Origin of the sequence: Trinickia dinghuensis (assembly GCF_003367175.1) — a bacterium.
In the GTDB taxonomy this organism is placed as follows: Bacteria; Pseudomonadota; Gammaproteobacteria; order Burkholderiales; family Burkholderiaceae; genus Trinickia; species Trinickia dinghuensis.
Genome location: NZ_QRGA01000013.1, coordinates 109,877 through 131,168, shown reverse-complemented (window position 1 = coordinate 131,168; position 21,292 = coordinate 109,877). Strand labels below are relative to the sequence as shown.

Below are 21,292 nucleotides of genomic sequence, written 5' to 3'. Positions count from 1 at the left end.
CGGCGGACAAGGGCGCGCCATGACCGACCTCGACGGGAACGGCGGCATCGCCGACGTCCTCGCCCAGCGCGTGCGGCAATACGCGGCCAATCGCCTCGCGCTGTTCGAGTGGATCCACGAGGACTGGCTGCGCGGCGACTGGCGAGCCGCGTTGCGCGAGGCGGCCAAGCAGGACGGATCGGAGCAGGCGCGGCAGCGGCATCTTCGCGCGGTCGACACCTGCCTGCGCGGATTCGGTCTCGCGCCGCCGCCGCTCGATGCGTTTCGCGGCGACGAGGGCGTGCTCGCCGCGCTTCCGATGGACGGACTGCTGCGTGCGCTCCGGCTGCGCGCGCTTCATTTTCGGCGTGCGGAGCTGCGTTACTGGATCGATCGGGGCAGCCGCGCGCGTCTGTCCGCGTGGCTCGGGAGCGAGGCCTCGGGTGTGCTGCGCTGGCTGATGAATATGCCGCATCCGCCGCAGTTGGACCGGCTGATGAGGGTTGCGGGTATGCCGCCGCTCGACGAACTCGACGACGAGGCGCTCGCTTGGGAAGGATTCAGCCTGTGCTTGCGCGCGGGATGGTGCGGGCCGCGTGCGCCGCTTTCATTGGCGCGTCTGGCTTGGCGTCCCGGTTTGGCGCCGCCCGATTGGACGGACGATGCGGGCGCGGCGGCGGGTATCAGCGACGGTGTCGCCGTGGTGCGGCGCCTTCCGGAATTTTTCGAGGAGCGGGCATGATCGTTTGGCTCAGAAGGCACGTTTCCGAGCCGCTCTCGTGCGGCGAACGGATCGGCGTCGGCGTGGAGGGAGCGGTGGTGCGGCGCGAGACGCTCGCGCAACTCGTCGAACTCGATGAAGGCTGCTTGGCGCTTGCGCGGCAGCATCGCGAAATCCTCGCCGCTGCCCAAGAGGAAGCGGCCGCGCTGATCGCGCAGGCGGCCGGCGACGCGCAAGCGTTGCACGAGGCCGCGCAGCGCGAGTGCGATACGGCGCACGAGCGCGGCTACGAGGCAGGGCGCCGCGACGCGCTCGCCGATTGGTACGGGCGGACGGCTCGCCAGCTCGCCCAGCGGCACGCGATGCAGCGCTCGTTGAGCTCGCGGATTGCCGAACTCGTGGTGGGCGCGGTCGAGAAGATCGTCACAACGGAATCGCCCGCCGCGCTGTTTGCCCGCGCCACTGAAGCGGTCGAGCGGATCGTCGACGGCGGCAGCTATCTGCGCGTCCACGTTCATCCGGACGAGCATGAGGCGGCCGCGCTCGCATTCGAAGGCGCCGCCGAGCGCTGGCACGAACTCGGGCGCGCCGTTGCGCTGACTGTCAGCGCCGATTCCTCGCTCGAACCGGGGGCGTGTCTGTGCGAGACGGATATCGGGTCGGTCGACGCCAGCCTTCGGGTCCAGCTCGATGCGGTGCGCACCGCGGTGGAGCGTGCCGTGCGGCGCGCCGGCCGGGCCGAGCGCGAGGGGCGGCGTGGGGATGACGGCGATGACGGGGATGCGCGCGATCCGGTGGCGGGCACGGATGGCGAGCCGCCGAGTGCGGTTCCGGACGGCATCGAGGCCGACGAAGCGCGGCTTGGCAACGACGCCGATGACGTCCCGGACGATGATGATGACGACACGAACGCCGACGATGCGGACAGCGACGGCGCGCCGGATTGGAACGTGCTGGAAACGCATGGGTGATCGAATGAACGATGCCGAACCGGCCTGGGCCGCCGACCCTGAAACCCGCGAGGAACTCGATCAGCTGACCGACACGATCGCTGTCGAGTTGAACCGGCATTCCCCGATCTCGGCGCAGGGCAAGGTGCTCGAGGCGATCGGCACGCTGTTGCGCGTGGGCGGCGTCGACGTCGAACTCGGAGAACTCTGCGAACTGCGCGGCGCGAGCGGCGCGCTGTTGCAATACGCGGAAGTGGTCGGCTTTGCGCGCGAAACCGCGCTGCTCTCGCCGTTCGGCCGCGCGGGGGCGCTCTCACGCGAGACGCGGGTGGTACCGCTGCGGCGGCCGTTGACCGTGCCGGTCGGCGACGTGCTGTTCGGACGCGTGATCGATAGCATGGGAAATCCGCTCGACGGGCGGGGCCCGATCGACGCCGCGGAGTACCGCCCGATTCACGCCGATCCGCCGAGCCCGATGACGCGGCCGCTGCTCGAGGAGCGCCTCGACACCGGCGTGCGCGTGGTCGATGCGCTGATGACGCTCGGAGAAGGACAGCGGATGGGGATCTTCGCCCCGGCGGGCGTCGGCAAGAGTACGCTGATGGGGATGTTCGCGCGCGGCACGCGCTGCGACCTGAACGTGATTGCGCTCATCGGCGAACGGGGCCGCGAAGTGCGCGAGTTCGTCGAGCAGATTCTCGGTCCGGACGGCATGGCGCGCTCCATCGTCGTGTGTGCAACGTCGGATCGTTCGTCGATCGAGCGGGCCAAGGCCGCCTATGCGGCCACTGCGATCGCCGAATACTTCCGCGATGCCGGCAAGCGCGTCTTGCTGATGATGGATTCGCTGACGCGCTTTGCCCGGGCGCAGCGCGAAATCGGCCTGGCCGCGGGCGAACCGCCGGCTCGGCGCGGCTTTCCGCCGTCGATCTTCGCCGAGTTGCCGCGTCTGCTCGAGCGTGCCGGGCTTTCGGAGCACGGCTCGATCACCGCGCTCTATACGGTGCTGGCCGAGGACGAAAGCGCGGGCGATCCGATCGCCGAGGAAGTGCGCGGGATTTTGGACGGCCACATGATCCTCTCGCGCGAGATTGCCGCGCGAAACCAATACCCCGCAATCGACGTGCTGGCGAGCCTATCTCGCGTGATGCCGCAGGTCACCGACGCGGAGCATCGCGAGTCCGCGGCACGAGTGCGCCGGCTGATGGCGAAGCACCGCGACATCGAGACGCTGATTGCGCTCGGCGAATACCGCGAGGGAAACGATCCCGTGGCGGACGACGCGGTGCGCTCGATCGATGCGATTCGCGCGTTTCTTTCTCAGCCGGTCGATGAAGTCTGTGGGCGCGAGGACACGCTCGACCAATTGCAGATGCTCGGCCTATGACGCGCGCTCGGATCGACCACGCGCTGGGCGCGATCGTGCAGCGGCTGCGCCGCGCCGACGAGACGCTGCGCGCGCGGCTCGGAGAAGAGCGCACGCAGCGCGACGAGGCCTGCGAGGCGGTGCGAATTCGCGAGGACGAGCTGGCGCGCCTCGACGATACCGTTGCGGCGCACGCGGCGCGCATCGATTCGCTCCAGACCGGCCGCCGGCCGGTGCGTATCGACACGCTGCTCGGCTGGCAGGCGCAGCGCGACGATGCGCAAACGCGTTGTCGCGCGCAGGCCGCGGCGGTGACGCAGGCGCGCGAGGCGCTGGAGCGAATCGAAGCGGGCATCGCCGGCACGCGCAACGAAATCATGCGCAACGATGCGCGCGTTCGCCAATGCGAGGCGCGTTTGGCTCAATCGCGGGCGCAAGCGGAACGAGAGGACGCGGATCGGCAGGACGAGGAGGCGGAGGACATGGTCGGCACGCGGCGTCTTGCCGGCCGGGCATCGAATGGGACGGTGCGGGCGGGAGGGGGACGATGAATCCGTTCGACTATTTCGGCGGGCTCGAACAGATCGGCAGTTCGCTGATGACGCTGTTCATCCTCGTCACGCTGTGCTCGGTGCGCATCATGGTCGTCATGATCGTGTTTCCGCCGACGGGCGACAACGTATTGCAGGGCGTCACGCGGACCGCGATCGTCGCGCTGTGGGGCGGCTTCGTCGCATTCGGCCAGCGGGGGCTGATGCCGCGGCTGCACGGGTTGTACCTCGTCGAGGTGGCCGCGAAGGAGGCGGTGGTGGGGCTCGTCATCGCGTTTCTCGCGTCGCGCGTGTTCTGGCTCGCCGAGTCGGTCGGCGCGTATATCGACGATGTGACCGGCTACAACCACATCCAGATGGTCAATCCGAGCCAAGGCCAGCAGACCTCGCTGACCTCGACGCTGATGAGCCTGTGCGCGTCGATGGCGTTTTGGACGCTGGGCGGGATGACCTTCCTGCTCGGCGCGATCTTTCAGTCGTACCGCTGGCTTCCGGTGGATCGGTTCACGCCGGTCCCGGCCGAAATCATCGCATCGTTCGCGCTCAAGCAGACCGACTCGCTGATGATCTCGATCGCGAAGCTGGCGGCGCCGGCCGTGATGCTGCTGCTGCTCGTCGACGTGGGGCTGGCGCTCGTTGCGCGTACCGCGCAAAAGCTCGATCTGATGGAACTGAGTCAGCCCATCAAGGGCGGGCTCGCCGTGCTGTTGCTGGCGCTGCTGATCGGCACGTTCATCGAACAGGTGCGCGATCAGCTTTCGCTGCTGCATATCGCCGACGTGCTCAAAGCCGCCCTCGGCGGGCATTGAGATCGAGACCTCAGCTCTCAGCCCGCCTTGCGTTTTTCGAGTGCGTCCGCGAGGCGCGTTGCCATCCCGTCGAGGCGCTCAATCTGGGTTGCGGCCAAGGCTGCGTAGGCGTTCAAGAGCCGTTCGGGCGAGCGCAGCGCGTCGGCGTCGATCCGTTCGAGCACGTTCGAGGCAAACCGCGGGTCGTCGCAGGCGAACACACATTCGGGCAGTTGCGTGTCGTCGAACAGTTGGGCGATGCGCTCGTCCATCGATACGCCGAATACGGGAACGCCGTGCGCCATCGCGAACAGCGCGGCGTGATAGCGCGTCGTGACGACGCAGCATGCTCGGGCGAGTGTCGAGAGCACCGTGTCGATGGCCGCGCGCGGACGCGCGACGATTTGCGGCGGGTCCGGCAAGCGTGCGGCGATCGCTTCGCAGGCGGCGATATCGCCGCGCTCCATGGCCACGAGTACGGGCTCGATCCCGCGGCGGCGCAACGCCCTCGCGAGCAGCGCGTAGCCGTCCGCATATCGGGCAAAGCTTCGCGCGCGCGCCTCGTCCCAGGTGTGGAAAGTGAATGGGCCGTGACGCGGCGGCGAGCCGGCACTCCCGCGAGGCAATGCCAGTGCGCGGCGCCCGTCGGTCACCACGGGCCACCAGTAGGGATTGTTCGGGCAGAGCGCCGCGAAGCGGCGAGGCGCCGTCGGCAGCGTATTCGGCGAAGCGCGGTAGCGCCAAGCGGGGTCCGCGCCGGGCAGGGGCGCGAGGCCGAGTGTGCCGAGCCGTTCCAAGGCGCCGCGGCTGCGGCAGTAAATCAGCGCGCCGGAGGCGGACGACGCCACGAACGCGCTGAGCCGCTCGGTCATCGTGCCTGCGTCTGCGCCATAGGCGCAGGCGAGCGCGCCATGCGCATCGGCAAGCGAGATGCCGCCGATTAGCGTGGCGGCGAGCGTGTCGGAGAAGCGCGACGTGTAGGTGGAGCCTTCGATGTTGAGCACCAGGTCGAAATCGGGCAGCGCCGCATCGAGCGCGTCGGGCAGATACGGCGTGGACGGCACGAAGCGATGAACGCCGGCCAGCTCGGGATGGTCGAGCAAGTCGCCGATGGCGAGCAGCGTCACCGTGATCGCCTGTCGGGCGAACGTCCGGCGCAACTGCCGGATCACCTCGATCGCGCGCACGTCGGCGCCCGTGTTGCCGGCGCCGACATAGCCGAGCAGCAAAACGCGCAGCGCGCCGTCGCGTGCGCGGCGCCGCGGTCCGCGCACGCGGGCGCGCTCGATCAGTTCGAGCATGTCGTCGAGGAACAGCGCATCGGGATCGAGCGCGGTCAGAAAGCGCTGTTCGCGCGAGCCCGGGGCACGCATCAAGGCGGTCATCGGACGGTTCCTTATCGGCCAGGTAGGGATATGGTGTGGGCCGTCGGCCGGGCGGCACCGACTGCGCGCATGCCGGCAAGCGCCGAGCCGGGCGGCACCCGTACTTCGACCACGCTCGCGCCCGGATGCGCGCATGCGGCGTCGAGCGCGGCGCGCAGCGACTCGATGTTGTCGGCTAGCGCGTACGGCAGCCCAAAGCCGGCGGCGATGTGCTCGGCATCGAAGGCGTGTGGATTGCGGACCGCCACGTCGTAGTGCGGCCGCCGCGAGAGCGGCAGGAAGTCGAAGATCGCACCGCCGCCGTTGTTGATCACGCAGAGGCAAGCGCTGGTTGCGAGCCGCTGCGCAAGTGCGAGCGCGGGCAGGTCGTGCAGGAACGCCAGATCGCCGACGAGCAGAAGCCCGGCGTCCCCTCGCGCGTGCGCTTCGCCGACGAACGTGCCAAGCGTGCCGTCGATCCCCCATACGCCACGATTGCTATAGACCGCCTGTGGTTTTGCACGCGTTGCATACAGTAAATCCGCGTGGCGGATCGGCGTCGAGTTGGCTAGATGCATGAACGCGAATCCATCGTGTGCGAGCGCCGTTCGCAGCGCGGGCAGCTCGCCCCAGCCGAGCCGATCGACGATCGCATTCCGCTGCCGCGCGGCGGCGGATGCCGCCGCCTGCCACGCGGCGAGCCAGTGCGGGTTGCCGCCGCTGAACTCGTTCGCGGTCTCGAGCAGGACCGCGCGCGTCGGCGCGACCAGCGCTTCGAAATGCGGATGAAGATAGTCGGCCGAGCACGGCACGCGGGACACTTTCAGCGTGGCGCAAGGATGCGCGAGCAGATAGCGCTGCACGGCGGGCATGACCGGCGCGAGGCCGAAGCGAATCACCAGCTCGGGTGGCGGTAGCGATGCGGCCTCCGGCGAGGTGAGCGCATCGTGCCCGTTCAGCACCGTGGCGAGCCCGCTGCCGCGCAGGCCGCTGGACGTGTCGGCAAAAACCGGCAGTCCTGCCTCGGCCACGAACGCACGAAGCGTGTCGGGCGGCACACCGCAGTCGGGGCCGGCGATCACGAGCGCACGCATCGCGCTGTGGATGCCGAGCCGCGCGCATAGTGCCTGCACGTCGACGTTCCTTCGGCTGGGAGCGGCCCGCGCACCGGCGCTTGCCGGAAGCGAGCGCGCCTTTCGCGCGAGTTCCGGCTCGACCGGAGCCGATTCGGACGAGTCGAAATAGCCGTCGAGCGGGACGTTGATGTGCACCGGGCCGGGAAATCTGCCGCCGCTTGCGGCGAGCGCATCCGTCAACGTGTCCTTGAGCGCGATGAGCGAGGCCGGATCGGCGGCGGGGTCGGGTAGATCGACGCTCGCTCGCGTGAACGATCGGCAGGCGCCGATGTGGTCGATCATCTGGCCGAAGCCGGTGTTGCGCAGCGAGCGCGGACGGTCGCAGCTCACGAGCACGAGCGGAAGCGCGCACTCGTGTGCCTCGGTGAGGGCCGGCACCACGTTGGCCACTGCGCTGCCCGAGGTGGTGACGATCGCGGCCGGTTCGCCGCCGGCGCGGATCATGCCGAGCACCGCGAACGCGGCGCTGCGCTCGTCGTTGGCGACGAGCGGGGCCGTGAAGCGCGCGTCTTCATGCACCGCCAGCACCATCAACGCCGAACGTCCGCCGGGACATAGCACGACGCGCCGCACTCCGGCTTCGGCAAGGGCGTCGAGAACCACGCCTATCCAGACGTCATTGAGCGTGTATTCTTCACGGGGAGCGCTTGCGCGACCGGGCGTCGCGCGGATCGCTTGCGCATGCCGATACGGCTGAGCAGTGCGCGTGGCATGCCGGGCATCGCTGTCGAAATTCATGTGCCCTCCACGTTCAGTTCGCCGTGGGCCAATCGGCCGACCAGAACCGTTCGGTTTCGCGCGCGAGCGCAGCAATGCGCTGAACGGCCGGCAGATCGCTGCGGGCCGCGTCGATTTCCCGCACGAGTTCGCGCATATGCAGACGTTGCAGCAGCATCCGCCGCCACGCGCCGACGAGATCCGTGAATTCGTCGTTGACGGCGCGCAACCGCTGCTCCATGGCGGCTGGGCGCGAGCCGTGCACGGGGGCGCCGTACCAGGGAATCACGTCGTACAGTTCGGGCGCGAACGGCGATAGGTCGATCCAATCGCAAGCGTCATCAAGCACGGCATGCTTCATGGAAACACCGGTGGACGCGGTGGCGGCAGCATCGATCACATGCAGCCCGCAGCCGTCCGAGGCAAGCATCCCCGGTGCCGTCGGCGCAGCGACACGCTGCATGGCGGGGGCGTCGGGGGAGGGCACCGAAACCGGAGGCGCATTCGCGGTCCCGCGGCTCTTGCTGCGTTTGCGCGTCACGCTCGCTCCGACGTACAGCCGGCCGTCGACCGCGCACGCCCCGCGCAAATAGCCGGGCAGCCGCGCAAACGACGAGCGCGGATCGCCCGCGACGTGAATCATCGTGCCGCTGCGTGAATCGAGGCACATCAGCGTATCGCCGACCACCGTCAGCGAGTGCGGATGCCGCAGACCGCGCGCGACGACGGCGCCTCCGGCATTCAGATCGAGGATTTGCCCTTCGTCGGCGTGATGCCACTCGGCGTCCGGCCGGGGACCGAACATCGACAGATAGACTCGGCCATCGAAAACCTGCAGCGAATTCATATGCAGTGTATCGATTCCCGGCGCCTGCTCGTAGTACACGCGGCTCGCGGGCGGCCCGCCGTCGGGCCAGGAGAGCGCGAACACTTGATTGGTGCCGCTGCCGACGAGCAATAGTTCGTCGCCGTGCGCGATCATGGAATGTGCGTCATAGATATGGGGCAACGGCGCCGCGCGCGTCACGCGAGCCTGCTCGTCCAATTCGACGAGGTAGGTGCCCAAGGCTTCGCCGAACTTGACCTGCAACGCGGCGTAGTAGCGCATGTCCACGCGCACGAGGCCCGCCGCACCGTAGACGGGCGCCGGCACGCTGCTTACGTCGACCCATTCGAACGCGCCGTTCTCGGTGTCGAGGCGCGCGATCGCGTGGCCCAAGGGGCGTGTGTAGCAGAAACTGACGAGTAGTCGGGGCATCGTCGTTTTTCCTGTTTGCGATGGATCAAGGCTCAAGGCTCATGGGTTCTGGGCGAGCAGCCCCCAGCGCGTCAGCGTGGCGCGGATCAAGCGCGCGTAGGCGTCGCGCAGCCGAGGCGTCTGCGAGTGGTAGGCGCCGATCGCCGCCCAGGTGTTGCCGTAGCGGACGATCTGCTTCTTCAATTGCCATGCGGCGACATAGATGTTGACGCATGGGTTGCGCAATGCCCGCGCGTCGATTCCGTAGACCGCGAGTTCGCTCAGATGCGAGGAATTCACTTGCAGCTCGCCGATATCGACGGTGCCGTTGGCGTTGCGATGTTCGGCGTCGGGATTGCCGTGCGACTCGACCCAGGCGATGCTGCGCAGGATCGGCGCGCTGACGCCTTGGTAGGCGGCGGCGCTGTCGAAGCAGTCGGCCAGCACGGGACGCGCGCCGCTGAGCAGCGCGCACGCGAGGGCGATTCGTATTCGGCGATGAGCGTGGCGGCGGAAGGCATCGGTCGGCATACGCATGTTCAAACCTCGGAAAGCGATCAGTTCGATGTGCCGTGCGGGCGCATCGGCATGACGACGACGGGTGCGCGGACGGCGGTTTGCGGATCGAACTTTAGCCACGCGGTGAAATGCGCGGCGCGATTCGCTTCGGGTTCGCGTTGTCCGGTTCGCATCGACCTTAGGGATAGCAGCGGTGCGCGCGGCCGCTTCGGATTCGATGGCGCGACTTCGCGGTGCTTAGGCCGGATGCTGTGCGCGGGGCTATAACTGTGCGCGAGGCGGTGTTTCACGCGCTCGGTGTGAGCGCGCGGCGATCGTCGTGTCGTTGAGAGGAACGGTTATGCCTGGCTTGAGAGGATTAACACCCGAAGTTTCCCAAACGGAACGGATCGATAGGATCGCCCCCGGGCAGGGCGGGCACGAAGTCGAAGAACTCGAGCACGAACGGCGATCTTCGATTTTGCAGGACAACCCGATGCTCAGCGGACTGAAGGGCGACGGCGTGGCGCCGGCGAATGGAATTCGTGCGCGCAGTGTTTCTCCTGTTTCTCCGTTGGTGACGAATCGGCTCCCGACCGGCGTGCCACGATCACCGAGTCCTACCTTATCCACCGGCTCCGCTCCGACGCCTATGCGCCTGCATGCGCCGACCGCGAGGCGCAATACCGAAAGTCCGACTTGGCTCAGTCAGCATCGATTCGACGAGGGGAGCGCTCCCGACGAACTCGCAGGAGCGCATTCGCTTCGACGGGGTCCTGGGCGGAACGGTGTCGGGCCGATGCATAGGTCGGGGTCGCCCGAGACCGAAGATCGATTCACGCACGACGAGCGGCTGACCCATACTTCGCCGCCGACTCCATCGGTCCGCGACGACACGATCCACACTCACGAGTTCAACAACGATCCGCTCGAGCATCGTCCGGCATCCGGCCCCCCGCATTCCCACGGGATGCCTCCTATGCCGCCTGTGGATCCGGCGTTCGGGTCCGGTGGTGCCGGCGGTCAGCCGAATCGCCCGGGCAAGCTCGGAATGGTCGACCGATTCTTCCAGCAGGCCGTGCCGGTCGCGGGTACGTTGATGTCGATCGGATCGAGCCTCGCGAACATCGTGTTGAACGCCGTGAAGACCATCCTCAATATCGCTGAAACCGCGGCGAAGGATACGGAGCAGCTGTCCAGGAAGTGAGCGATGCCGACGCAGCCGTGCGAAAGGTAACAGAACGTCAAAGAACGGCTGCGTCGGCGCCTGCCGATGTCACGATGCAAGCCATCGACTCGTCGTCGCTTTCATCGTCATTCGGAACAGGAGCTGGGTATGCCTACGTCGCTCTACTTCGCAGTTGCGGCTGCGCTTTCTTCCACCGAGCCGGCATCGTCGTTTTGCGCCAAGATGCTGGCCGGAGAATTCCACGAAGCATCGGCGATCGCCGCCGCACGGGTCGAACCCGAGCAGCCGGCATCCGCGAGCGCCCCGTGCTACGAGCACTGGCAGGCTTACGCCGATGTCCAACTCGTGCTGGGCCGGTACGAGGAGGCCGAGGACGGTTACCGCCACGCCCAGCGCGCCGTGCGCGGACAGCGCGGCGAGACGCGCGCGGTGCTGTCGCGCAACGCCGGCTGGCAAGCGCTGTTCCGCGATCATCTGGACACCGCGCTGCGCAGTTTCAGGCGAGCGATCGACGACGAATCGGCACGCGTCGAACTGAAGCTCGAATGTCTCGTTGGCGCGGCGCTTGCGCTGTTCCATCTCGGGCGGCTGGACGGCGCCCGTGCGCGACTGGACGCGCTGGCCGCGCTTGCCGGCAACGCGCACGAGCGCCGCTGGTCGAGGCTCGCCGACGCGCTGCGCCAAGAGTTCCTCGCGCAGTACGCGCTGCGCGCGTCGGACGCGTTGGACGACCACATCTACTGGCGCTCGGCGATTCTCGAGTTCCGGCCGGCCGAAGCCTCGACGGACGCGGCCGCGCTCGCCGAGTCCGATGCGCCGCAAATCGGCGTGCTCACGCGGCGAATCGATTTCTTCCAGCACCTGCAGGCGCTCGCGCGCGGCAGCCACAGCGCGATCGTTCAACTGGAGCGGCATATGCGCTGGAGCGTCGAGGCCAAAATCGACGAATACCACCGCAGCCTGCGGCTCGAAGTGGCGCTCGCGGCCTTGGCCGCGAACATGCCGAGCGTCGCCGAATCGATGCTGTACCTGTTCCGCGATACGCCGGCACATGCGCACCAGCACGCACGCTGGTACCTCGAATACCTGTACTGCCAGTCGAAGGTTCGCGAGCGGCAAGGCCGTCTGCAGGATCACGCGCAGCTGTACCGGCGCTACGCGCTCCTGTCGCTCAAGCACGTGCGCGCGGACAGCGCGACCGCGGCCGGCGAAGCAGCCGAGCGCGCGCAACCGGTCGCCGACGACATCAGTGCACGTTTGCCCGGCCGCTATCGGCGCGCCTATCGATATCTCGTCGATCATCTGGGCGAGTCGAGTCTATCGGTGAGCGAAGTGGCCGCGCATATCGGCGTGACCGAACGCGCGTTGCAGGCCGCATTCAAGAGCTATCTCGGCGTTTCGCCTAGCGAGCTGATTCGCCAGAAGCGGCTCGAGCACATCCGCAACGATCTGCTCGACGAGGATATGCCCAACGGCAGCGTCCTGCGTATCGCGAACCGCTGGGGTTTGCAGCATCGCTCGACGCTGCTCAACGGCTATCGGAAGCGCTACAACGAACCGCCGTCGATGACCGCGGCGCGTTGAGCGGTCGGATCGTCATGCGCGCGGCGCCTCGCCTTTCATGCCGCGCGCGAAGGAGGGAGCCATGGAGGGTTTTAGGCCGCCTGCGTTCATCGAAACCGATGCCATGACGTTCAGGCCGTTCGTCGCGGACGACGCGCCCGCGCTCTACGAGACGATGCTCGGCGACGAGAAGCAGACCGAGTGGCTGTCGCTGCTTCGGCATCGAAGCGTCGGCGATTCGTTGCGATATATCGATAGAAAGCAGCGGGAATGGGCCGCCGGCACCGGCTTTACGTGGGCGTTGGCGGACCGCGCGAGCGGCACGGTGGTGGCGTCGATCGAGTTGCACGCCGGCCCGCCGCGCGCGGAACTCGGCGTCATTACGAGCCGTTTCGCTACGTCTCGCCAGCGACGAGCCGGACTTGCGGCCCTGCTCAAGCTGATCCGCTGGCTGCTCGCGCAGCCGCAGCTGTGCCGCGTGCACGCCTATTGCGCACCCGAGAGTCCCGCGGCCAGTACGATGCGGCGGCTCGGCTTCGCCTTGGAAGGCCGTTTGACGAACTGGTTGTGGCTGCCGAATACGGCGGCCGGGGTCGGCGATGCGCTGCTGTTCGCGATCTGCCGGCCGGCCTCGGCGATGAGCGCGGAGCAGGATGGCACGGAGACGGTCATGCAGGCAGAACGGCGCCGCCGGTACGATCGCGGCGCTCGCGAGGCTCACGCCGCCCGCCTTGAGCGTTTGGGCGGCTATGCGCCGACCCCAGCGCTACCGCTTCCGTAATGCCATCCGGCATGCGCGCACGACAGCCGAATCGTACGCGGACCGGCTGATCGATAGCACGTCGTCGAGCGCCCACACTGCGTGAAACCAGCCGGCGGGCAGCACCAGCAAGTCGCCCGGCCCGATCGTCACGTCGGCTCCGCGCGCTTGCGCGAAGCGCGGGAATCGCGCTAGGTCCGGCGTATCGCCTTCGACCCGACAGGGGCGATACATGTTGAAGGCATCGAGCGCGTAGAGCGCATCTTGCTGTGCGGGTGCGTAGACGCGGATGCGCTTGCGGCCGCAAAGCTGCGCGAGGAACGAGCTTGCCGCATCGCAGTGCAGCCGCGTGACGGGCGCCGAGTCGCGCGCGCGGCCGGCCCACAATTGACCCGGACCGAATGCATGCGGTATAGGCAGCGGCAGGACGAAGCGCGATTCCCAGTGCGCCGGGATCCCGCATCCGTCGGAGTACGGGGCTGTGCTTCCCTGCGCGCCGCCCACGTCCGCAAGAAATGCCCCGACGCTTTGCCATGCGCCGCTCGCCGGGTCCCGGCGCAGTCGTGTCGCGCCTTCGCGGCGGCGCCAATGCTCGAGCGTCCAGCCGATTTCGGGCCAACGGATCAGTCCGCGCAGAACGATGGGCTCGCAATGCCGCAGTGCGTTGCCGAGCCGAGTCAGCACCATGCGGGCATGGGCTGGATCGTCCTGGCTGCACTGGATCGCGTCGACCTCCGCGATACGAGCCAGCGCGGCCGGAGCTCGAACGATCGCGCGCGCGAGCGTGCGGCGAGTGCGCACGGACGGCCGCTTGAGCAGCTGCAGCCAATAGCCTGCCACGGCGGGCGAGCCCGAGATGCGGATGCCGCCGAGCGCTTGAGCGCGGGCATTGCGTGCATCGAACCCGGAGGGATCGTCGAGCATTGCCGTGAGCAGATCTGCGCTGAGCGCGATCCGCGCGTCGGAAGCCGAGCCGAGGCTTGGAGTACGCCGCGGTGTAAAAGTCAGCGTCGGCCCGAGCGTGAAGAGACCCGATGCCGGCAGCCAGTCGTCGACCGTCAGGTCGATCGTGACCTCGCGCGAGAGCGGCCGGTAATGCTCGGTCAGGCGCGCAAGCAATCGTTCTTGCAGAGCTTCGTACATGGGGGCGGCCGTGTTTCGCTTCGGCGGTGGCGGTAGTCGGTGCCCGCCCACCTGGATGTCGCCGTTCATGGCTTGCGCCAGTAGACCGTCTGCCGGTCGACATCGATCAGCGGTGCGCCGATCCCGTGGCGGGAGCGGTACTCGTCGACCGCGCGTGCGCATCCGGTCGGCAGCCGGTAGTCGTCGACGATCGCATAGCCTCCATGCACGAGCTTCGGGTAGAGTGCATCGAGCGCATCCCAGGTCGATTCGTACCAGTCGCCGTCGAGCCGCATCATGGCCAACTGAGAAATTGGAGCGCTCGGCAGCGTATCGGCGAACCTGCCGGGCAGGAAGCGGACCCGCTCGTCGAGCAGCCCGACGTAGGCGAATGCCTCCTTGACGTCGTCGAGGCTGGCTTCGAGCGACTGCACCGAGGTCATCACGTGAGCCCAGATCGCGTCGCGCAAATCGAGCGTTGGATCGGGGGCAGGCAGGCCCGAGAACGAATCGGCGACCCAGACGTTGCGCGTGTTGTCACCGAGCGCGCGCAGCAGCGCGCGCATCCAGATCGTCATGCCGCCGCGCCAGACCCCAGTCTCGATCAAGTCGCCCGGGATGTCCTCCTCATGCAGTCGGAGCGTGAGTTCGAGGACGTTGTCGAGCTTGGCGTCGTCGCACAGCGTGAGCCGCTTGGACGTTTGATGCATGTAGTTCAGTGCGCGCGCGGCGTGCTCGGCGGTGGCGCCGACGAGACCCGCTGCGCTGGTTCTACGTTTCGCGAGTTCGTCGGCGAAAACGCGGTCGGCTTGGTCGAATAGCTCGGCTACTCGGGTGGCCGTGATCGGCTGAGCGAAGTCGGCCGCACGCGTCTCGCCGCAGACGTATCGCCGCGTCGGCGCGAGGCGGCCACGAAGCGAGGCGAGCGTGCCGGAGCGGGCCGAAGGGATGTCGAGAAGGGAGTGATCTGGCATGGATGCGTCGCGGCACCGTAGGGCGCACGCGCTCGAAGTTGCGCAGCCTCCAGTATTCGCCGGCAGGCGGTGCGGCGTTGCGCTTCGGCCGAAGCGTGGCATCGGCGAGCGAACCGCGTATAGGACGCCGTGATGCGCACGTATTTCGATGGTTATGCTGCCATCGCCATCGCCATCGCCATCGCCATCGCCATCGCCTGCACCTAGCCGGGTGCTCGCGTTGTCGGAGATCTCGGCGCGAGCGCTTCGAAATGTCCACCCTGATCCCAGACCACGACCGTGCGCGCACCCGCGGGAGGGCTCGGCACGAGTCGATTCCGATGGACGACACCGTCCTGCTCGGACACGACCACGACGTCGAGCTTCGGCGTAAGACCTGGGTCGGCGTTGACCAATTCGAGCAGCCGGCGCGCGGCGAGGCTGCCCGCCGAAATCTGCGCATTGGGCCGAAGCGCCAGCTCCGGCGTGTCGACGAGGATGCGCCGGTACTGCGCGGCGAGTTCGAGGCGCTTTGCCTCTGAGAGCGGCAGGAAATGAAGGACGGACAGCACGAGACAATCGTTGCGTCCCGCCGGTGTCATGCCGTCGTTCGGTACCGCATGCATGCCGGCACGCTGAAGTGCGCGGTCGATCCGCGAGCGCGTGGTGCGGAAAGCCGCGACTTCCTCCATGTATTGGAGCCGGCCCGACGGCGATGCCGAGTAGGCCGCACGGATGTCCGGCTCCAGCGCGTCGAATTCGATGCTCGCTTCGTGGCCGAAACCGCGACCGTGAGCGCTCGCCGCTGCGTCGAATTCGTCGTCGAGTCTCGGCAGTTCTCGGAGGAAACGGTCGACGCACCGTTTTTCCGCGGCGAGCGACGATAGATGGCGGCGGCGCGCCAATTCGGCCGCGCTGGTGGGGTTGGGTCGGAGGCTACCGTGCGGCGCGATACCCGGCGGCGCTATGCCATGCGTTGCCGCGGCGGGCGGCGGCGTGTAGTACTGCTGCGGATATCGCACGACAGGGGGGGCATAGCCGTAGTGTCGCTGAGGCATCTCGGCGAACGGCGTGCCGGCCGGAGGGTGAGGCACGGACCAAGGGCCGTGCGGCTCGTAGCCCGCGCCGTATGCCCAGGGCCGGCCCTGATGCGGGGCGATCCGATGCTCGACATGCCTTTCCAAGCGATCGGCGAAGTCGTCCAGCTCACGGACGAGGCCATCGAGCAATCGCATGAGACCGAGCATCGGGAGGTTCCTCGCAAATTCCGTTGGGATCGGTGTCCGATAGATCGGTTGCGTGTACAACAAAATGGCGCGCGGATCAGCGCTCGATCGTATCGGTCGGTACTTCGTTGAACTGCTTGCGGTATCCCGCCACCAAGGCCGATCGGCTGTGCACGCCCCACTTGCGTGCGGTGTGCATGACGCCGCGATCGGCGGCGACCAGTTCGGCGCGAATCCGCTCCATCCGTTCGCGGCGGATCACTTCGCGCGGCGACAGCCCGAGAAATGTCCGGAACGCGTTCTGCAGGGCGCGCTCCGTGACGCCGATCTCGGCGGCGATTTCGTGCACCGACAGGTCCTTGCGATCCAGGTTGGCCTGCATGAACGCGTACGCGCGGCGGTACCGCGCCGGCAGCCGTGCGCCGAGATCGTCGAGCTGCGGCCGGCGCCGCGCGGGCCGGCTCGCGAAGGTCACGCTGGGATGAGCCTCCTGCCGCAGGCTGCGCGAGGCGATCGACGCGTGCCTTCGATAGAGTGCCAGCGCTTCCTGGTGGCGGCCGCGCGCGGTGCAGGTTTTCGCGGCGCAATAGGTGCGGTCGAGTTCGCTGAGCGTTGCGCCTTGCTGCCGCGTTCCTCGCTGCAACGGTTCGAGCACCCGCTCCGCGACGTCCTCGCAGCCCGCCGCGATCAATGCCAGTGCAACTTCGATGCGCGTCGTGCGCATGTAGTCGGCGAGGCCGTTATGGTGCGCCCAATCCAGATGGTCGTTGATGTCGGCGAGCGCTTCGCGGTCGCCGGCGATCACTTGACGCAGCGCGCACAGGTAGCCGAACCGTTGGGCCAGGAGCGGCATCGGCACGGTGCGCGCAGCCTGCTGTGCCCGTTGAGCGGCGCTGTGCGGATCGCCTTGATTGAGCGAACGCTCCTCGAGCGCCGGCGTCTTCCAATAGACATGGTCGTCGAGCCGAGCGTTCGTGCGCAACTCGTGCTGAACGGCGAAGTCGAAGCGCAATAGCGTAGCGATTTCGCGCCAGGCAGCGTGATCGGTCACGCCATGTTCCGACTCGAGAATTTCGTCGAGTTCGTCGAGCACGGCGAGCGCTTGAGTCGCATCGCCGAGCGCCAGCAGTGCCAAACCGAGCCCGCAATGCCCTTCGAGCCGCCACGCCGCCGTCACCTCCGCTTCATCGACAAGGCGCATGAAGCACAGCAGCGCGACGCCGGGGCGGAAGCGCAGTAGAGCCTGCCAGCCTGCATTGCGGCACGACAGTGCGCGCATCTCCAGCTTCGATCCCGCGAACTTCTTTTGCGCGCTCCGGTACAGTGCTTCGGCTTCGGCCGCGTCGCCGCATGCCGCTTCCAGATCGGCCAGCGATTGCAGCAGCGCGGGCAGCGAGGCCGCCTCGGTCGGCGCCGCCCCCGTTTTCTCGATCAGCCAATGCGCGTGCTGCATCGCAAGCGCGAGATCCGCTTCGTTCACGTAAGTGGCGATTCTGCTGTCGGCCTTGCTGCCGCCCGGGAGATTCGACGCGCCGAGCGACGACAACAACGGAAGGTACAAGGTTGGAAACATCGATGGGTCAGGCGTGCCGTCAGGTCGGATCGACTCTAGCGGCTGCCGTGCGAGCGATGAAAACGTCGCTTCGTTTCGGCACTCGCGACTTCGGATCGGGGGGGCGATGCCTCGTTCGGCGGCTTCGCACGGCATCGCGGCAGCCGACGTTGCGGGTTCGCGAACACAAGTTCGCATTGGGTGAGACGAGGGCGCGCAAGAGGGGGAGGATCGAACGACCACCGCACGCGAAACACCCATGAAGATCGGAACCGAATCCGGCATCGGCAACGATGGCCCGGACCTAGACAATCGCCCTTCGTCGTTGCCGCCTCGACCCGGCACGGGGGCGCTCGAGCGCACGCCTTCCGAACGGAGGATGGACTCGGAGGCGTCTCGCGCTAGGCGCCGGCTGAGTGAGGATTCGACGCTGAGTGGACTGACTTCGTTGCATTCGGGCAGCGGAGCGCATTTCGATGCGCGTGCGCGAGCGGCTGTCAAAGTCGCGGCCGGTACGGGAGGCGCGGCGCGCACCGAGTCGACCGAGGGGATACGCCATGCGCTCTTGGACGCGGCTGAGTCTAAGGACGGGCGCGTGCTGGTGGTGACGCATTCGCCGGTCGAGCCACGCTCGGTGCGGCCCACCGAGCGAAGTGCACGCGACAAGGCCGCATCGGATGGCCTGCCTGATTTGCTCACGGTGGTCGATCAGGCCGCGCGCGAGGGCGCGCTCAAAGCCGGCAGCGTCGTTCTGCTGCACTTGCCGGCGTCGTGGTTTCGCGAACCGCAGCGCGCGCGCCTCGGTCACTTGCTCGATTCGCTGCGACAGCGTCAAGTGAAGGCGGTGGTCGCGCAAGTGGACGAATCGATCTATGGAGACCTCGGAGGTCGACCGCAGGCGCATGTGCTGAAGTCATATCGTCTCGGGGATGCGGTGCCTACACGCGCAGCGAACTCCGACGCACAGGCCGCACTTCCGAATGCCCCCAGCGTGCCGCGCCCGGATCCAAAGCGGGCGACGCCCTTGGGGCGCAACCGCGTCCACGACGTCACGCATTGCGCGATGCCGACGACGGCCGATTCGCTCGCCGACATTCCGGTGTTGTCGACCGGTGTCCTCATGGGTTCCCTGCGGAAACTGATCGGTCCCGAGGCGATGCGCGGCCGAGTCGGCTTCTTGTCGGACGACGAAGCCTACATGCGCGGCAGCGCCCGGCAATACGAGGTCACGCATCGTCTCTACTTCGACCGTGCTCGCCGCAAACTGGTCAGCGACACCGCCACCTCAAAAGAAGAGGCTTCCGCCGAGGTGGAGCTTGCGCCGTGGTTGTCCGGAATGCGAGGTTGAGGATCTCCGGCGTGGCGGTTCAAGCAGCTTCCAAGCTTGGCGGCGAGCGAGTGCGTGCCGCAAGAGCGGAAGTCGCAGGCGGGTCTTTCGCTGCTGACAGTACGATGGCAGTAGGCCTTCCATACCATTCGTGGGCGATCGCGTTCTGATCCGCGTAGTTGCCTTGCCGTTGCAGGCAAGGCCGCACACCGGAATGCGATGGCGATGTCCGATCGACGCCCGACTGACGGTGTCAGTTCGGCCAACGACAACTCCCTACGGACAAAAAATGGACTTCGTTTCCACCCGAATCATCACCGACGACGTTAAACGGCTCGTGCAGTTCTATGAGCAGATTGGGCTGACGGCCATCTGGTACACCGAAGAGTACGCGGAACTCTCGACGCGCAGCGCGACGTTGGCGGTCGGCAGCACGCGCACGATGGTGCTGTTCGGTGCGGGAGCCGCCACCGGGGGAGAGAACCGCTCGGCCATCTTCGAGTTCCGCGTGCCCGACGTCGACGAGGCCTACGAGAAGCTGAGCGGGGTCGTGACGGACTTCGTGCAGCATCCGACGACGCAGCCCTGGGGCAATCGCTCCGTGTTGTTTCGAGACCCTGACGGGAACCTCGTCAATTTGTTTACGCCGGTGACGGCCGAGGCGATCAAGAAGCACGGCGCAGGCGTGGCCGCATAAGCGGTCGGGCGGTTGGCGTTAAGCGCGCTTGTCTCCTAGCGCGCGCATCAGCAGCGTGACTTGGCGGTTGGCCTCGGTCTGGTCGGGAATGTTGGTGAACCCGAGCAGTAGCGCGCGCTGACCGCGCCGCCCCGAGCGCCATGCCGTCAGGGAGTGAACCCCGAAGCCCGCCTCACGGGCGCGGCGAGCCATGGCGAGGTCGTCGCTACCGGCCGGGACGTCGAGCATGAGATGCATGCCTCCATCCTGAAGGCGCACCACGTATCCGTCGTCTTCGTATGGTTGCAGCGCGGTTGCCAACATCGCACGGCGCTGCGCGTAGAGTGTCCGCATCCGTTTGATGTGGCGCGCGAAGTGGCCGTCCGCGATGAATTCGGCTACGGCGGCTTGCATCAACTCCGGACAGCCGCCGTGCGCGGCTCTTGTGCCGGCGGCTTCAAATGCCTCGATTTGGCTTTGCGGGGCGACCACATAGGCCAGCCGCAACCCGGGGAACATGACTTTGCTGAGCGTGCCGGAGTAGATCACGCGGTCGCGGGTATCGAGACTTTTCAACGCGGGGAGCGGATGGCCTCGATATCGGTATTCGCCGTCGTAATCATCCTCGACGATCCATGCACGATGCTTGGCCGCCCAGTCCAACAGCGCCACACGCCGAGGCAAAGACAACGCAACCCCAGTTGGACTCTGATGCGACGGCGTGACGACGGCCATCTTCGCCCGCGGGTAGTGCCGCAGGCCAAAATCGACATCGAGGCCTTGCTCGTCGACCGGAACGAGATGCGAATGCAGACCCACGCGCTTGAGGAGCCGCGCCGTCGGCGGAAACCCCGGGCACTCGACCCAGACGCCGTGATCCGCGCCTCGCCGCGGCCCGGCAGTCAGCCCAACAGTCAGTCCGAGCGCATCCACCGCGAGATCGAGCCCGGCCGTATAAGCCGGCACGATGAAGACTTGCGCGGGCTGGACTTCGAACCCACGCGACCGGTAAAGATACGTGGCCAGCGCTTCGCGCAGCGGCGCATATCCGGCCGGTGCGGGTTTGTTCAGTGCGTGCATCTGTCGCACGTGGCGCGCGAGCAGTCTAGTCCAAAGTTTGCGCGGGAATTCATCGAGCGCCGGGATGCCTAGCTGGAGCATCGCGGGCGTTTGTCCTGCAGATTCGAACCACGCGTCGCCGGCATGCTTCCGCACCGCGCGGCTTGGTGCGCTGCGCGGTGCCGGTTCTGCCGTGCGCGCTTGCGATAGCCGCTTCGTCGGGGCGGTATGTTCCGCGACGAACGTGCCGGCGGCTCCGCGAGCGATCAAATAGCCTTCGCCCAGCAAGCGATCGTAAGCCGCCTGCACGGTTCCGCGCGCAACGCCAAGCTCCTCGGCCAGGGCGCGCAGCGACGAGATACGCTGCCCGGGTTTGAGTTGACCCTGCTCGATCATGGCGCGAAAGCGCGCGTAAATCTGCGCGTGAATAGTCGAAGCAGCGGACGGCGGCGCGTTGACGGATTGACTCATGGCCTAGTTGGAAATGGAAAAGATGTGTCTGTCGGCTATGCCATCGATCGGCGAGACTGAAGACTACACCAACCATTCGCCAAAACC

The 21,292-nt window shown here is 67.3% G+C and carries 19 protein-coding genes; 10 read left to right on the top strand and 9 right to left on the bottom strand.

Going from position 1 to position 21,292, the window contains the following annotated elements:
* Positions 1 to 19: 19 nt before the first annotated feature.
* The 5 genes from DWV00_RS22375 to sctT are packed head-to-tail and all read left to right on the top strand — an operon-like array spanning position 20 to position 4,376.
* Positions 20 to 721, top strand: a complete 702-nt coding sequence (locus DWV00_RS22375) for a type III secretion protein HrpB4 (protein ID WP_115535804.1) — start codon at positions 20 to 22, stop codon at positions 719 to 721.
* Entirely contained in the window at positions 718 to 1,671 is a 954-nt protein-coding gene (gene sctL, locus DWV00_RS22370; protein ID WP_115535803.1) for a type III secretion system stator protein SctL, read from the top strand. Before DWV00_RS22375 ends, sctL begins: the two co-directional genes overlap by 4 nt.
* A 4-nt stretch (positions 1,672 to 1,675) precedes the next feature.
* A complete protein-coding gene (gene sctN / locus DWV00_RS22365) occupies positions 1,676 to 3,037 on the top strand; it encodes a type III secretion system ATPase SctN (RefSeq protein WP_115535802.1) in 1,362 nt (453 codons plus the stop codon).
* Positions 3,034 to 3,567 (top strand): hypothetical protein, encoded by a 534-nt coding sequence (locus DWV00_RS22360; protein ID WP_115535801.1) that lies wholly within the window; start codon positions 3,034 to 3,036, stop codon positions 3,565 to 3,567. The genes sctN and DWV00_RS22360 overlap by 4 nt, the downstream gene beginning before the upstream one ends.
* The gene (gene sctT, locus DWV00_RS22355; protein WP_115535800.1) at positions 3,564 to 4,376 is read left to right on the top strand and encodes a type III secretion system export apparatus subunit SctT; all 813 of its coding nucleotides are present in this window, start codon (positions 3,564 to 3,566) and stop codon (positions 4,374 to 4,376) included. The genes DWV00_RS22360 and sctT overlap by 4 nt, the downstream gene beginning before the upstream one ends.
* Positions 4,377 to 4,393: 17 nt before the next feature.
* Here the strand turns inward: sctT and DWV00_RS22350 are convergent, their stop codons facing one another.
* The 4 genes from DWV00_RS22350 to DWV00_RS22335 are packed head-to-tail and all read right to left on the bottom strand — an operon-like array spanning position 4,394 to position 9,346.
* Positions 4,394 to 5,740 carry a polysaccharide pyruvyl transferase family protein gene (locus tag DWV00_RS22350; protein ID WP_115535799.1) on the bottom strand — a complete coding sequence of 449 codons (1,347 nt, stop codon included), beginning with the start codon at positions 5,738 to 5,740 and terminating at the stop codon, positions 4,394 to 4,396.
* An 11-nt stretch (positions 5,741 to 5,751) separates the two neighbouring features.
* Positions 5,752 to 7,593 carry a 2-succinyl-5-enolpyruvyl-6-hydroxy-3-cyclohexene-1-carboxylic-acid synthase gene (menD, locus tag DWV00_RS22345; protein ID WP_115535798.1) on the bottom strand — a complete coding sequence of 614 codons (1,842 nt, stop codon included), beginning with the start codon at positions 7,591 to 7,593 and terminating at the stop codon, positions 5,752 to 5,754.
* A 13-nt stretch (positions 7,594 to 7,606) separates the two neighbouring features.
* Entirely contained in the window at positions 7,607 to 8,830 is a 1,224-nt protein-coding gene (locus DWV00_RS22340) for a DUF4915 domain-containing protein (protein ID WP_115535797.1), read from the bottom strand.
* A gap of 39 nt (positions 8,831 to 8,869) precedes the next feature.
* Positions 8,870 to 9,346: a lytic transglycosylase domain-containing protein gene (locus DWV00_RS22335; RefSeq protein WP_115535796.1), complete on the bottom strand. Its 477-nt coding sequence runs from the start codon at positions 9,344 to 9,346 to the stop codon at positions 8,870 to 8,872.
* Between the two features lie 760 nt (positions 9,347 to 10,106).
* On the opposite strand from DWV00_RS22335, the gene DWV00_RS22330 reads away from it, so the two are divergent.
* The 3 genes from DWV00_RS22330 to DWV00_RS22320 all read left to right on the top strand — a co-directional run bounded on the left by DWV00_RS22330 (position 10,107) and on the right by DWV00_RS22320 (position 12,840).
* Positions 10,107 to 10,514, top strand: a complete 408-nt coding sequence (locus DWV00_RS22330; RefSeq protein ID WP_115535795.1) for a hypothetical protein — start codon at positions 10,107 to 10,109, stop codon at positions 10,512 to 10,514.
* Positions 10,515 to 10,643: 129 nt separating this feature from the next.
* Positions 10,644 to 12,080, top strand: a complete 1,437-nt coding sequence (locus tag DWV00_RS22325) for a helix-turn-helix transcriptional regulator (protein ID WP_115535794.1) — start codon at positions 10,644 to 10,646, stop codon at positions 12,078 to 12,080.
* A gap of 61 nt (positions 12,081 to 12,141) precedes the next feature.
* Positions 12,142 to 12,840 carry a GNAT family N-acetyltransferase gene (locus DWV00_RS22320; RefSeq protein ID WP_181885559.1) on the top strand — a complete coding sequence of 233 codons (699 nt, stop codon included), beginning with the start codon at positions 12,142 to 12,144 and terminating at the stop codon, positions 12,838 to 12,840.
* Here the strand turns inward: DWV00_RS22320 and DWV00_RS22315 are convergent.
* From DWV00_RS22315 to DWV00_RS22300, 4 genes are all read right to left on the bottom strand, one after another.
* On the bottom strand, positions 12,826 to 13,962 hold the full coding sequence (locus DWV00_RS22315; protein ID WP_181885558.1) for a cupin-like domain-containing protein: 1,137 nt from the start codon (positions 13,960 to 13,962) through the stop codon (positions 12,826 to 12,828). The two genes, DWV00_RS22320 and DWV00_RS22315, sit on opposite strands and share 15 nt — an antisense overlap.
* 65 nt (positions 13,963 to 14,027) lie before the next feature.
* Positions 14,028 to 14,915 (bottom strand): TylF/MycF/NovP-related O-methyltransferase, encoded by an 888-nt coding sequence (locus DWV00_RS22310; protein ID WP_220274725.1) that lies wholly within the window; start codon positions 14,913 to 14,915, stop codon positions 14,028 to 14,030.
* 203 nt (positions 14,916 to 15,118) lie between these two features.
* Positions 15,119 to 16,141 (bottom strand): OTU domain-containing protein, encoded by a 1,023-nt coding sequence (locus tag DWV00_RS22305; RefSeq protein WP_147297955.1) that lies wholly within the window; start codon positions 16,139 to 16,141, stop codon positions 15,119 to 15,121.
* A gap of 76 nt (positions 16,142 to 16,217) precedes the next feature.
* The gene (locus tag DWV00_RS22300; protein WP_181885557.1) at positions 16,218 to 17,681 is read right to left on the bottom strand and encodes a helix-turn-helix domain-containing protein; all 1,464 of its coding nucleotides are present in this window, start codon (positions 17,679 to 17,681) and stop codon (positions 16,218 to 16,220) included.
* Between the two features lie 250 nt (positions 17,682 to 17,931).
* Here DWV00_RS22300 and DWV00_RS22295 point away from each other — a divergent pair, with 250 nt between their 5' ends.
* Positions 17,932 to 19,020 (top strand): hypothetical protein, encoded by a 1,089-nt coding sequence (locus tag DWV00_RS22295; protein ID WP_115535790.1) that lies wholly within the window; start codon positions 17,932 to 17,934, stop codon positions 19,018 to 19,020.
* Between the two features lie 268 nt (positions 19,021 to 19,288).
* Entirely contained in the window at positions 19,289 to 19,696 is a 408-nt protein-coding gene (locus DWV00_RS22290; RefSeq protein ID WP_115535789.1) for a VOC family protein, read from the top strand.
* An 18-nt stretch (positions 19,697 to 19,714) separates the two neighbouring features.
* Here the strand turns inward: DWV00_RS22290 and pdxR are convergent, their stop codons facing one another.
* A complete protein-coding gene (pdxR, locus tag DWV00_RS22285) occupies positions 19,715 to 21,205 on the bottom strand; it encodes a MocR-like pyridoxine biosynthesis transcription factor PdxR (RefSeq protein WP_115535788.1) in 1,491 nt (496 codons plus the stop codon).
* Positions 21,206 to 21,292: the final 87 nt, after the last annotated feature.